15 protein-coding genes are annotated in these 13,430 nt (G+C 46.6%); 11 read left to right on the top strand and 4 right to left on the bottom strand.

The window, feature by feature from the left end; genetic code table 11:
* Positions 1-6: 6 nt before the first annotated feature.
* A complete protein-coding gene (ald, locus tag NX722_RS01985) occupies positions 7-1,128 on the bottom strand; it encodes an alanine dehydrogenase (RefSeq protein WP_262566486.1) in 1,122 nt (373 codons plus the stop codon).
* Between the two features lie 321 nt (positions 1,129-1,449).
* Here ald and NX722_RS01980 point away from each other — a divergent pair, with 321 nt between their 5' ends.
* From NX722_RS01980 to NX722_RS01960, 5 genes are all read left to right on the top strand, one after another.
* The gene (locus NX722_RS01980; RefSeq protein WP_262566485.1) at positions 1,450-1,620 is read left to right on the top strand and encodes a hypothetical protein; all 171 of its coding nucleotides are present in this window, start codon (positions 1,450-1,452) and stop codon (positions 1,618-1,620) included.
* 340 nt (positions 1,621-1,960) lie between these two features.
* On the top strand, positions 1,961-2,353 hold the full coding sequence (locus NX722_RS01975) for a DUF3301 domain-containing protein (protein WP_262566484.1): 393 nt from the start codon (positions 1,961-1,963) through the stop codon (positions 2,351-2,353).
* 70 nt (positions 2,354-2,423) lie between these two features.
* A complete protein-coding gene (gene efpL / locus NX722_RS01970; RefSeq protein ID WP_262566483.1) occupies positions 2,424-2,990 on the top strand; it encodes an elongation factor P-like protein EfpL in 567 nt (188 codons plus the stop codon).
* A gap of 445 nt (positions 2,991-3,435) precedes the next feature.
* Positions 3,436-3,996, top strand: coding sequence for a hypothetical protein (locus tag NX722_RS01965; protein ID WP_262566482.1), 561 nt, complete (start codon positions 3,436-3,438; stop codon positions 3,994-3,996).
* Between the two features lie 101 nt (positions 3,997-4,097).
* Complete coding sequence (locus NX722_RS01960) at positions 4,098-4,706, top strand: YjaG family protein (protein WP_262566481.1); 609 nt, start codon at positions 4,098-4,100, stop codon at positions 4,704-4,706.
* 35 nt (positions 4,707-4,741) lie between these two features.
* Here NX722_RS01960 and NX722_RS01955 read toward each other — a convergent pair whose 3' ends face one another.
* The gene (locus NX722_RS01955; protein WP_262566480.1) at positions 4,742-5,887 is read right to left on the bottom strand and encodes a hypothetical protein; all 1,146 of its coding nucleotides are present in this window, start codon (positions 5,885-5,887) and stop codon (positions 4,742-4,744) included.
* Positions 5,888-5,932: 45 nt separating this feature from the next.
* Complete coding sequence (locus tag NX722_RS01950; protein WP_262566479.1) at positions 5,933-6,295, bottom strand: hypothetical protein; 363 nt, start codon at positions 6,293-6,295, stop codon at positions 5,933-5,935.
* A gap of 147 nt (positions 6,296-6,442) precedes the next feature.
* Between NX722_RS01950 and NX722_RS01945 the strand changes: the two genes are divergently transcribed.
* The gene (locus NX722_RS01945; RefSeq protein ID WP_262566478.1) at positions 6,443-6,640 is read left to right on the top strand and encodes a DUF2788 domain-containing protein; all 198 of its coding nucleotides are present in this window, start codon (positions 6,443-6,445) and stop codon (positions 6,638-6,640) included.
* A 320-nt stretch (positions 6,641-6,960) separates the two neighbouring features.
* On the opposite strand, the gene NX722_RS01940 is transcribed toward NX722_RS01945, so the two are convergent.
* Entirely contained in the window at positions 6,961-8,409 is a 1,449-nt protein-coding gene (locus NX722_RS01940) for an anion permease (RefSeq protein ID WP_262566477.1), read from the bottom strand.
* Between the two features lie 251 nt (positions 8,410-8,660).
* On the opposite strand from NX722_RS01940, the gene NX722_RS01935 reads away from it, so the two are divergent.
* From NX722_RS01935 to NX722_RS01915, 5 genes are all read left to right on the top strand, one after another.
* A complete protein-coding gene (locus tag NX722_RS01935; RefSeq protein WP_262566475.1) occupies positions 8,661-9,350 on the top strand; it encodes a pseudouridine synthase in 690 nt (229 codons plus the stop codon).
* Complete coding sequence (locus tag NX722_RS01930) at positions 9,338-9,736, top strand: VanZ family protein (protein WP_262566474.1); 399 nt, start codon at positions 9,338-9,340, stop codon at positions 9,734-9,736. Before NX722_RS01935 ends, NX722_RS01930 begins: the two co-directional genes overlap by 13 nt.
* Before the next feature lie 153 nt (positions 9,737-9,889).
* Positions 9,890-11,299, top strand: coding sequence for a COG3014 family protein (locus NX722_RS01925; RefSeq protein WP_262566473.1), 1,410 nt, complete (start codon positions 9,890-9,892; stop codon positions 11,297-11,299).
* A 14-nt stretch (positions 11,300-11,313) separates the two neighbouring features.
* A complete protein-coding gene (gene lpoB, locus NX722_RS01920) occupies positions 11,314-11,940 on the top strand; it encodes a penicillin-binding protein activator LpoB (protein ID WP_262566472.1) in 627 nt (208 codons plus the stop codon).
* A gap of 75 nt (positions 11,941-12,015) precedes the next feature.
* Positions 12,016-13,419 carry a DUF6844 domain-containing protein gene (locus NX722_RS01915; RefSeq protein WP_262566471.1) on the top strand — a complete coding sequence of 468 codons (1,404 nt, stop codon included), beginning with the start codon at positions 12,016-12,018 and terminating at the stop codon, positions 13,417-13,419.
* The last annotated feature ends 11 nt before the right edge of the window (positions 13,420-13,430 follow it).

Here is a 13,430-nt window from a genome sequence, read left to right as displayed (position 1 = left end):
TACCTGTTACAGCTCGGTCAGCATTTCTGCTGCTGGACGGTAAGGCAGGTTTTGAGCGTCGGCAACGGACTGACAGGTAACAACGCCCTTGCACACATTCAGCCCTTCAAGGAGGTGTGGATTTTCTTCCAGTGCCTGCCGGGGACCTTTGTCCGCCAGCTGTAATACATAAGGCAGGGTTGCGTTATTCAGTGCCAGGGTTGATGTGCGTGCCACTGCACCCGGCATGTTAGCGACACAGTAATGTACAACATCGTCGACAATAAATGTCGGTTCATCATGAGTCGTTGCAACGGCTGTTTCTGCACACCCACCCTGGTCAATGGCAACGTCAACGATAACGGAACCTTTTTTCATCTTGCTGATCATATCCCGGGTAATCAGCTTGGGTGCCTCAGCACCTGGCAACAGTACTCCTCCAATAACCAGGTCCGCTGTCGTGACATGATCATTAATAGAGTGTGACGTTGAATAGACAGTACGTACCCGGTTGCCGAACTGCTCATCCAGTTTACACAGCACTTCAACTGAACGATCGAGAATGACGACCTCTGCGCCCATGCCTACTGCCATGGCTGCTGCGTTCTGTCCAACAACACCGCCACCGATAATGACCACTTTAGCGGATTCAACACCGGGTACGCCCCCCAGCAAAAGACCACGACCAGACATGGACTTCTCCAGACAATGGGCTCCGGCCTGAATGGACATACGACCAGCGACTTCTGACATGGGAGCAAGCAGCGGCAGGCGGCCATTTTTGTCGGTGACGGTCTCATAGGCAATGCAGGTAGCACCGGAGTGAATCAGGTCTTGTGTCTGCGCTTCGTCCGGAGCAAGGTGCAGATAGGTAAACAGTGTGTGATCCGGGCGAAGGCGGGCGCGTTCTTCAGCCAGAGGCTCTTTAACCTTGACGATCATCTCGGCTTTAGCAAAGACTTCATCAGCAGTTTCCAAAATGATTGCACCTGCATCGATGTAATCCTGATCACTGAAGCCTACACCATCCCCTGCGTTTTTCTGGACATAAGTGTCATGCCCGTGCTCTGTCAGCTCTTTAACAGAAGCAGGTGTTAGTCCAACACGGTATTCTTGATTTTTTATTTCCTTAGGCACGCCAACCAGCATAATATGCTCCACTCAATAGAAAATGCAGTCTTATGTTCAATTATAATGTTTTTTGTTAGATGTTTATTTCTTTTATATTCACTTATCGACATTTAAGTCTGCACAAACACAACTTAACAGAACTATCCACCAAAGCACTTTTGTCAGTTGTATTTTCACAACAATGACACTTCTTTATACAACACCTGGTGCTGTAAATTTATGAAAATAGCATGCAAAAAGGTGCCTCAGGTCAAAAAACCTTAACAGAGGAGTGATATTCTACGCCGAATTTTACAAGACAAGTTAGCCTTGGAGGCTGCAGTGCCAGACCCCGCATTTATGCTTGAATACCTACAGCGTGTAGGTGTGGAAGTAAAACAAACACTAGACAGCAATGATCTTAAAGCTCAGTATTTTCGTCATATTTATCGCGTTGATGCTCGTGATAAGCTGATTGATCAGGATGGAAAACCAAAGGGTAAGCCATCCAACCCAAGACATCTGCACTGAAACAACAAAAGTTAACAAACAGCAAATTTAACAGGTTTTATCATACCGGAAAATTTTGTTTTTCTATTAAATACAATAAAAATTATCTGATCTCAGCTATAGCCTTCGGCGCAGTTACCGGAAGGTAAACGACACCGAAGGTTTACAGGATAATGGGTTCTCATCACACGTTTGTGTGAAATTGAGTCCGACAGGCTCCCAGAGGTTGACTGTGTTCAGCGGGCTGACTATATCGGGTATAAAAACCGATCTCGTCAGGTGTTTTTCACTATTTCGACAACGTTGTTGATCTGAATCGTTTTTTTTAACAATTTTCGACAATTTTTTAAGTTATATTTCTATGCTTTTGATGGACACTGTTATCTGGATAATCCCTGCAGCACTCGCCTTCTGGTACTGGTCAGACACTTCCAAAGCGCGTGAAGTTGCCATTACCCATGGCAAAAGAGCCTGCAAGAATATGAACCTTCAGTTTCTTGATGGGACTGTCGTACGCTATAAAACCAGACCCCAAAGAGGACCCGATGGACAGATGTGTCTGGCGCGGGATTTCAGTTTTGAATTTACGCCAGACGGCATTCGCCGATACCCCGGACATATTCGTCTGCTGGGCTCCAGACTCCAGATGATGGATATCCAGTCTCCTGATGAATCCGGAGAACATGACACTAACGTTATTCTTTCGGCTTCCTATAGAAAAGAAAAAAGCATCAAGTCTGACAACGTGATATAGCTAATCGCTCTCGTCCAACAGCGGTCTTTGATAGAATGCCCGCACTTAATCATCTTGAAGGACTTGCTGTATGAGCTACGCAAGAGAACTGAAAAAGGGTCAGATTGTTCAGATTGATCGTCAATACTATCTGGTACGTCAGGTTGAAACCAAAAGCCCTTCTGCCCGTGGTGCCTCAACGCTCTATAAAATACGCTTCTCTTCAGTCCCGGGTGGACAAAAGCTGGAGCAGACCTGCACAGGTGATGATCAGTTCACTGATGTCGACCTGCAAAGGCGTATTGTCTCCTTCTTATATAAGGAAGGCGATGAATACACGTTTATGGATTCAGAAGATTATTCCCAATACCTGGTCAACAGCAGCACCATTGAAGACCAGCTCCGGTACCTGAGTGATGGAATGGAAGGCCTGACGGCTCTGTTGGTCGAGGGACAATTGTTGGCTATTGAACTACCTGCTTCCATTACTCTGGAAATTGTCGACACATCCCCGGCCATCAAAGGCGCTTCAGCCGCTGCCAGAACCAAGCCTGCCCAGCTGAGTACGGGTCTTGAAGTTCAGGTACCTGAATACTTGAGCATTGGTGAAGTCATCAAGGTAAATACTGAAACGGGCAAGTATATGTCCAGAGCCTGATAAATCAGCCAGCAGCAGGCGATTGCTATTAATCGCTTTGCTGCCTGACAGACCTGTATTTTGTTTCTCATACCCGGCAGAGTGTTCTGTCATCTGTTCAAGATCATCAAATCCCATCCGATAACCCCCTACACAGTAACCTTTTGTATTGATTTCAGTTTATCGACAAAACAAAGTGCAAAAACAAAACAATGCCCAGCATGAATTAAGAGATAAATTGTATTTTATCCGTCATGTTTATTAGGCTTAATGATGGCTAATCTCCTATGATAATAAGGCTTTTTTAATTTTAGATTTAATCGTTATATGGCGGATTCGAGTTAGAAGTTCACTAAACCGCATGCTTAAATAATCAGATGAAGGATATTTCCTTGCCAGCATGGTGTACTGACTGGCAATATATTAATTGACGTTAATGGATAGACGTCAGGGAAGGATAGACACCATGGATGGACGCAAATTAATTCAATGTCATCTTATCTATCGATCGCTGAAGCGGCTGCTGATACTTGCAATATCACCCGCCGTCTGGGCTGAAACCCCTGATCGCAACACGACCATCAGTTACGCAAAATACCTGAACCAGTTTTCAAACGATGTAGCGCATGTGGACTCTTACACGCCTCCTGCATCTCAACTGCTCTTTTCCACTAAACGCCAGAAAGACATACCGAAGCTTGATGTAGAAAACAAGTCAAACCCGTTTACTCAGAAAAAAGTCAGTCAATTTGTTTATAAAGCCTTTAAAGACCCTAAAAAACTGGGTAGCGATGCCGCAGCCAGTGCCGCCTATCTTGGGCTGGAAGCATTAGGGGTTGCCAGACCTCTGAAGGAACGGATTGAATTCATTAAGGAAAAAACCCGGTTTAACTTTGGCAAATGCGGAAAAGTTGAATTCAGTGGCAAATTAAAAGCAGAAAACTGCCTGATGGACAACTCCAAAATTGAACTCAACTCTGATTACAATCTTGACTCCATTACTGTCAACTTCAAATGGGCTCTTTGAGCAGACTGCACGGAAAGCCCCTCTCCTTTTTTATCTGACAAGTACCCATCCCCGCCTCTCCTGATACAATACGCCCCCTGATTCAACAGCAGGAAGTCACCTTGAATACACATAAGCAGTATGCCCTGTTTCGTGACAGGATCGAGTTATTCTCTGACTGGAAACTCACTGCGGCTGCCACAGTCGTCACTGAAAGAGCATGGCCAAATTTTGCATTATTCTCAGAGCTGGCTGAATTTGGTGATCGTTCAACCGTCAGGCACTGTCTGAACATGCTATGGGACAACATTGCCGGGTATCAGTCCGCCAAAAATTTTGAACGACTGCTGGAAAAAATAGACGACAATACGCCCAATCCGGATGATTACGATATGTTTGGCGTCCAGCCCGCCCTGGACACTATTGTCAGTATTAACTGCGCCATCAGCTGTGCTATGACACCCAGTACTGATGAAGCAGCCAGCGCTCTCACGCTTTCTCTCAGCACCATCGGCAAATTTATTCGCTATGCAGAAGTACCTGATTTAAATGGCACCGAGCTGGCACAGTATATTGAAGAGCACGACCTCTACAAACAGCATCTGGACTTTCTGGATGACATTCTTAACAGGCTGGAGGCCCAGAAAAAACAAAGTCCCGATTTTATGAAAGAGATCAGGGCGCAAGCTCAGAATAATGGTGTCAGCCAGCTGGGAATATCGCTGGACTAGTGGCTGGACTAGTTGACGAATAAGGTTCTAAACGTCTATTTGATATTGTTCACAATATCCCTTAGCAGGCTGTAAATTCTGTTCTCTGCATTGGACATGGCATCATAATTCTGATTATGCGATTGCATTGCTCTTTGCAGCTGAACAGTCTGCAGCTGGTTACTGCCAGTCAGGTTCTCCTTGGCTGCCAGCAGGTCGGTCTTAAGGAACCCCCACTCCTGCGGTGTCAGGTCTCCCCTTATTGTGGCCCAGTCCTGCGCAACCAGATTGCCTTTTCCATCATCTTTCTTAATTGAAATTTTCAGGACGTTAGCCAGAATATCTTTCTCTGCTTCTGTTAATGTCGGTGTAACACCACTGTACTCGTTATTAGTGTTGTTTTGGAAAGCCAGTTTACGGGCTGCGTACCCACTGACCTGCACATTTGGATCATTGGGGTTTTCCCGGGTCATGCCGGAAACATTAACACCATCATATTCCCAGGCATTCAGCCCTCCCGCTTCCAGCAGAATATAACCATCGTTATCCAGAGCGTCCAGAGTCGTGCCATTTAACGCTGGAGCGATAATCATTGGATTTGCCGTGTCAACATCATTAATTGTCATCCCCTGATTACCCCGTTTAATGGTAATCGTCTTGATATCAACCATACCACCGGAAAAATTGTTGGGGTCAAAAGCTGAAGCAGGGGTTCCTGTATCAAAGGTAATTTCAGTACCGTCATCCAGAACCATTGTCATATCATTCATGACAGGGATACCGACTTCACTCACATCAACAGTATCTCCGGACGACACTGGTATAAGAGTCTGATCTTTATAAATGAGCTGATTATTCTCTGCATCTGTTATCGCAAACGTTGTATTTCCAGCGTCATCAGTACGTACCGTCAACCCATACCCATTATCCAGCACAATACTTTGTCCGTTGACTGACCAGCTTACTTCACTGTAATTACTGTCATTATACTGAGCGATGTTAGCCTTATTAACCATTGTATTAACGGAGTGCAACAGATTATTGGACGTTTCTATATCTTTGGCAATTCTGCGTACTTCGCCATCGAGCATACTGCCTCGTTCAAGATACACGGCTGCAATAAAGTCCTGCTGACTCAGTTCAGCCGGATCAAGTGGCTGAAATGAAATATTACTATTATCTACGCCATTAACATTGCTCATGCTGCTCGCATCCTTGCTGTATTAACCGATCTGTATGCCTTTTCCTTATACAAATCCGGTACGGCGTCTCCGGACAGACGGCTTGCTCTTGCGTTTGGGCTTAAGAAGATTGTTAGCCAGGCGAATTTCCCTGCGTTTTTCAGAAGCCTGCTCAGACATATCCTGTTTCAGTTCTTCACTGAAACGAATCAGTTCCTGACGGGCCTTATGTCTCTGTTTGACGGTCCAGCGGTCGCTGTTTATGAAATCTCTGAGCGCCTTGCGATCCAGGCCGACATTTTCCATAAATTCAGCCTGCTGCTTCATACTTCGATTTGCTTGATTGAGAACTGCTTCTGATTCTTTCTGCACAAGCCAGGATGACTTGCTGAGTTTGGTAATGTCTACCAGACGGATGCGGGATGCCATTCCCTCTCTCCATAAAAGTCCATGAAAGTTGCTAATTCTCAGTTTAGACAGATTTCATACAACCATTCACCCAACAGGCATGAGCAGCTAAAATCACAGCTGCAGAAGACTACAGATGCAGAACAATAAACAACAGAGTGCGCCGTAATGGATATAGAAACTTTTGAGTCCCTGATGCTGAAAACCCTGCTCACAGGGCTGATTCTATTTATGGGGTTTATCGTTTATGACCTGGCGAAAAAGTCCAGAGCCGGCAAGTTTGGTACCTTTGTTTTATTTGGAGCACTGTGTCTGGGTGTTCTGGGATTTCTTATCAAAGGAATTCTTATGCGTTCGATTGGCTGACAGTCGTCTGTTAGAAAGGCTTAAAAAAAAACCCGGGTCAAAACATTGACCCGGGCCAGAATAGAAGAACGAACATGACAAGTCGGTAAATCAAAAAGGTAAACTTACCGTTGATTACACCAGCACTCCATGACAAGAGATAAGATACATAGCAACTTATCTGTCCTGCTATTTTGAACCTTCTGACAATTTCATTAATCCGTAGATATACGCCAAATCACAACACGAACTGACAGACACACACAGAAAACCAACTTAACAACAAAATCTGTTCGTACTTTTACCCATTCCGTCACGGCACCAACTCAGCTTTAACAGATTCATCCAAAATAGCCCAGCCATTTCATCCAGGCTGTTCCTGCGGTGAGCCAGATCGTCAGATAAACAAGACTCATCAAAAAACCGGCTTTCCACCAGGTGGTCAGTGGAACATATCCGGCACCAAACAAAATCGGAGCAGGGCCATTGCCATAATGTGTCAACACCGCACAATTACTGCTCAGGTAAGCCAGTATGAGAGCGGCGCCTGTTGGGTGAATACCGGCACTGATCATGATAATCAGAAAACTGGCATACATGGCACTGACTTGAGCCGTTGCTGAAGCAAAAAAGTAGTGAGCAAAGTAATAGACCACGCTAATTGAAATCAGACTGAGCCAAACGGGTAAACCTTCAAACCATACGCCTATAGAGCTGCTGACATACGTAATCACTCCAAACTCACTCAGATAATGCGCCATAGTGACAAAAGCACCAAACCAGATCATGGTGTCCCAGGCACCTTTATTACCTTTTATTTCATGCCAGTTAAGTACACCCGACAACAGCAGCAGACACACGCCACACAGAGCCACCAGTGGTGCAGAGAGCCCCAGGTAACGCCCCATTACCCAGAACACCAGCAAACCCACAAAAGTGCCTGCCATAATCCATTCATCTCGTTTAAAGCGGCCAAGTTCGTGTAACTTTTCTGTTGCCATCTCGACGGCTTTTGGGGTTTCCCTTAATTGGGGAGGTGAAATTCTGTAAAGCAGGACAGGCATGACCGCCAGACAAATCAAACCTGGAACAATCGCACCAATAGCCCAGGACGCCCAGGTAATATCAACACCCTGATCACCTGCCAGCTTAATAACCAGTGGATTCCCCGCCATGGCAGTAAGAAACATTCCACTGGTAATCGCATTAACATGGAACACCACCAGAGTTAAATAGGTTCCCATTCTTCTGGCAGAAGGATTGCCGGGATAACTCTCATAAACCTCAGCGATTGAACGCATAATCGGATAAACCACAGCACCGGCTCTGGCTGTCTGGCTGGGCATGGCAGGTGCCAGTAAAGCATCCGTCAGTGCCACACCATAACCGAGCGTAATAGTCCTTTTCCCCAACAACCGCATAAAGCAAAATGCTATTCGCATTCCCAGACCTGTTTTAATAAAACCGTTGGAAATAAAGAACGCCAGCACAATCAGCCAGGTAATGGGTTCACTGTAGCCAGACAGCGCCTGTTTCAGAGTCAGAGTCTGGGTAAGACCCAATGCAGCTATACCAAAAAAAGTAACCGCTGACATGGGTAAGGGCATGACCATGACTCCGAGCAGAGTACTCAGAAAAATGGTCACCATTTGCCAGCCCCTGATATCCATAGCTTCCGGGGCTGGCAAATTCCAGAGAACTACCCCAAAAAGCAGAGGAAAACAATAGCGCAACAACAAGGTTGGCTGAGTTAAAATAGAACGATTATCAGCAGAATTTAAAGTACTCAACGTTCACCCTGTCCTGTATCTTTCGTTTTGTTATCCAGCAGTCAAAAAAATACCCTATTGACTGGCTCACTTAGCATGCTTACAGGGATTTAGTGTAGTTCAGATTCATAGTTTAAATATTTATTCAAACAAAGGCTTAACCATCATTCTGATGTATATAGATCTTAAAGCTATCACTTTCACGTAATACCGATTTTAAACAACGGCACTGACACCTATAATCCCCCGCTATTTTTCTTCGGATCGGAATCATGCGAAAGAATACTTACCATCAGCCCCAGAAAACCACAGACAGTCCTGATAAGCCTGTCAGGCTGATCCTGTTCAATAAACCCTATGGTGTATTGACCCAGTTTACCGATGCAGAGGGCAGGGCAACCCTGAAAGACTATATTCCCATTCCCGGTGTTTACCCTGCGGGTCGTCTCGACCGGGACAGCGAAGGATTGTTGCTACTGACCAATAACGGCAAAATCCAGCATCAGGTCAGTTCCCCCATGCACAAAATGCCAAAAACCTACTGGGTTCAGGTGGAAGGCATTCTTGACGAAACCGCTCTTGATCAGCTGAGAAAAGGTGTGAGACTGAATGATGGCTTAACCCTGCCCGCCAAAGTGAAACGCATAAGCGCTCCGGAACTGCCGGATCGTAATCCACCTATTCGCGTGCGCCAGTCGATTCCGGACTGCTGGCTGGAACTCACCATCAAAGAAGGTCGTAACCGACAAGTCAGGCGTATGACAGCAGCAATTGGCTATCCCACTCTGAGGCTGGTTCGTTATAAGATAGGAGACTGGACTCTGGACAACCTGCCTCAGGGAACATATCGGGAAGCCCCGGTACCAGAATCATTAAAAAAACAACTGAGCAAGAGTCAGAACAAGCCCGGATCTGCCCATCACTGGCATCGTCGATCAAGGACCACACATTGGAAGCGATAATAAAAAAACACTACACCTTTCTTGCCAGAGTTTCTCTGGCAATCGCCCTTATCACAATGACCATTCTGGGTTTAATTCCCACAGAGCAAATCCCTCTGTCAGACTGGAACGATAAGGCACAGCACATTATCGCCTTTCTGATTCTGACCTTTCTTGTTGACGCCAGCTGGCCCGAAACAGAACTGAACTGGAAAAAAGCCCTGGCACTGCTTGGTTACGGCCTGCTGCTGGAAGTGTTACAGGGGTTTACGGATTATCGGGAGTTATCCGGGCTTGACCTGCTCGCCGATGCGGCTGGCATCGGGCTCTATACAGTGACAATACCCCTGTTTAAAAAAATCCCTGTGATTAACTGGCGTTGGGATTCACGCTTTAGCCAGAACTAAGAGTCAAACCACTCCCCGGAGCAAACTCCGGGGAATAAAACTCGCCACCCCTGAAAATTGTGGCTTCAAACAATTTTCATTAACTATATAAGTCGTTACACTGCATTGGACTATAGAACCAAGATATATTTTTATAATTAGTACAGTTCAACAATGAAGTTAAAGATAAAGAAAAACCTTCTCGGATTGGCACTCGCCTCATTCGTTTTAACGGGTTGCACCTCCATTGCCCAGCAACAAACCTATGGCAATTATGAAAGTAAAATTGCCAGTGGTCAGCTCGACGCTGCGGCAGAAATGGCGATAAAAAAAGCCGATGTAAACCCTGAAACCGGTGGCGCTAACGATCTGTTATGGTCATTGGAAGCTGCAACCCTGCTGCGTATAAAAGGTGGCTACCAGCAAAGTACCGCTTTCTTTGATGATGCAGAAATGCTGATGAAGGCAGAAGATACCGAGAGTATTGCAGAAAAGGCGGCTGATGGTGTCGGCAGCATACTGGTTAATGACTCGTTAGCGGACTATGAGCAGGCTCACTATGACGGCATCATGGCTAACAGTTATAAAGCCCTCAACTTTATGTTTGAAGGCGATGTCGCCAACGCCAGGGTTGAGTGGAATCGGGTTGATGACCGCCAGCGCCGGGCTGTTGATGCCTTTGCCGAGAAAATAGCAAAGTTAAAAGAAGAGCAGGCGAAAGAAGCTACTAAAAAGAAAGAGACTGAAGCCAATACCGAACAAAGTCTTAGCGAAGCAGAAAAAATCATCCAGTCGCAAGGCATTGATTTCTCACAATGGAACGCCTACCAGGATTATGTGAATCCATTCAGCACCTATATGCACGGTCTGTTCTTTATGGTCAATGCCCAGGGTGGCAGTGATTTCGGTAAGGCCTACGACAGCCTGAAACGTGCCGCTGCCATGACCGGCAATGACACCGCCAAAGCCGACATGGTACTGGCTGACTCTCTGCGTAAGGGCAAAAAATCGATCAGTGATATTGAACCGACCGTCTGGGTTGTTTTCGAAAATGGTCTGGGACCTAAAAAGGAAGAACTCCGAATCGACCTGCCTGTTTTTGTCGCCAGTAATGATGTCATGTATACCGGTATGGCGCTGCCAAAGCTGGTAGACCGCCAGCAGGCTTTTCCGGCACTGGAAGTAGAAGGAACAACAACCACTGTTCTGTCTGAAATGGATCGGGTTATTCATGCGGAATTCAAGGCGGAGTTCCCCTATATCCTCAGCCGTGAAGTAGCACGGACGGTTTGGAAAACTATTGCTCAAAAGCAGATGAATGATAAAAACGAGATGGCTGGCCTGATTGCATCAATCGCTCAGGCAGCTACGACAAGCGCTGATTTACGCATGTGGAACAGTCTGCCAAAAGACTTCCAGCTAGCCCGGGTCAGCAAACCAAAAAATGGTAGTCTCGCCATCTCTGCTAAGGGTATGGAAACACCATTAAACGTTGAACTTGACTCAAAGTCCCGGTTCAGCATCGTCTATGTTCGTGCGGTAAGTCCGCTGGCATCCCCCACTGTTGATGTCATCAATATCTGACAGGAAGTAACTCTATGAAAATCAAGGTAATGGCCGGAGCCATACTGGCCTCAGTAATGCTGACGGGCTGTGCAACAAAAACCTACTACGTCGACCAGAATACCGGGCAGACCACCAAGCAGGAAACGGTAGCAGGCCTGAACTACCGGGACTTCTCTGACGCTGCCGATGAAATGGTTCAGAGTATGCTGAATAACCCAAGACTGCGTCACCCGAACGCAGATAAGGGCGCAGTGTATGTCATGGCAATATCCAGCATTATCAATGACACCACCCAGCGGATTGATACGGATCAGCTGACCAAGAAAATCAGGGTAGACCTGCTGAACTCCGGTCGTTTCCTGACCACCACCGCCATTGGGTTAAACGGTGCAGAAGATGAGATGACCGAAAAAGTCCGGGCGCTGAAAAATTCCAAACTGGTGAATCAGCAAACCGTCAAGGGCAACAATAAGGTGATCGCCCCGGACTTCAGCCTCAGCGGCAAGATTATCCAGCGCAACTTCACCCTTTCTAAAAGCGAGCAGGAGATCAATTACTACCTGCAAATGACCCTCACCAATCTGGAAAATGGACTGGCCTACTGGGAAGGTGAAGTCCCTATCGTCAAAAAAGGCGATGGTCGTTCAGTTAGCTGGTAATACCGGGTTAAGTCACCACCCACTCAACCGGAACAGGTTCTCCCTGTTCCGGCTTACCATTTTTTCGGGGGATTTATGAACCGTCGCAAACAGATCGTTGCGTCTGCCATTTCTTTTGCGCTTTCTGCCATGCTGATACAGCCTGTTAATGCAAACACCGCCACTACCACCAACGCAGAGCCTGCTCCGGCGCAGACTCAGGAAGCCGTGATTGCTGCCAGCAAGAATGAAGTTCAGGATGCCCTGAGGGATGTGGAAAAAGCAGCCTCCCGGCACGTGGCTAAGCAAAGACGCAAGCTTCAGTCGCAGGGACGAAGCAATGAAGTATTTATTGCCTATGGTAAAGCCCTGGTTTCAGTCAGTTCCACCTCACCAGACTGGGGGGACGCAAGGGTTATTGCCTACCAGGAGGCACAAAACAAAGCCAGGGAAAACTTTCTGAGGCAACTCTATGCCCAGGTGTCCAGCGACATCATCAAAGAAAGCTTTAAAACCAGCGCACTCCCCGAATTTACCCCGGACGAATTGCAGGCACAAAGTTCAGCTGAAAGCCTGCTGAACAAAGTAGCTGCCTACAGCCATGCCGTGCTGGACTCAAAACTGGAAGAACAGGGCATTGATCCCGCCGAGTATAAAGCAGCCCCCCTTGAAAAGCGCAAAACCATGCTGAAGCAAGCCTTCACCAAAGGGGTCAAGACCCGGTCCTATGGTGACCTGAGCGGTGCCATGATCACCAACACTTTTGAAACCACCGATGTGAATGGTAAGACCGCAGTCGCTGTTGTGATGAAGACATCCGTAAAAATGAAAAACATCCTGACCGAATTACGCAGTAGTAAAGGTGTTATCACACCGGATGAAAACAGGAGGGGCGTCAATATTGAAGACTATCTGGAAGCTAACGAGCCAAACCTGATGTATGAGTACGGTCTGCGCCTGTTCCGGGATGAAGAGGGCTATCCAGTCTTGCTGTCCTTCTCACAGGCAGGCAACAGCTGCAATCCGGCAGATTATGAAGAGTGTGCCGATAACCGGGAGTTTTCGTATATCGAAGCCTACAACGATGCTATGTCTCACTTTGCTGAAGCCTACAACCTGAATGGTTTTACAGAAAGTAACACTAACAAGGGGAAGCAGAAAGTCACAGTAGCCAGAGTCAATCAGTCTAATGAGACGCTCAAGGAAACCGTGACCACTATCCTCAGAGAAACCAAAGCCATGTCCAAAATGCAGTCAGAGGTCAAAGGACTGGTGGGAATCTACGAAGCCAAAAAGTGGTCAGAAACACACCCGGTTTCTAACCGGGAAATCAATGGCGTCGTATTAGCTTGGCACCCTAAGCGTGAACAGGCTCTGAGAACCTTTAAAGCTCACAAAACGCCTTCAGCAACAAAGCCAGCAGCTGCAACACCGACACAAAAAAACTCATCAGGTAACCGGGCATCCAGTGCTTTTATTATGGATGACAGCGATTTTTAAACGGAGTTTGT

Origin of the sequence: Endozoicomonas gorgoniicola (genome assembly GCF_025562715.2) — a bacterium.
GTDB lineage: Bacteria > Pseudomonadota > Gammaproteobacteria > Pseudomonadales > Endozoicomonadaceae > Endozoicomonas_A > Endozoicomonas_A gorgoniicola.
This window is presented reverse-complemented; position numbering and strand designations above follow the sequence as displayed.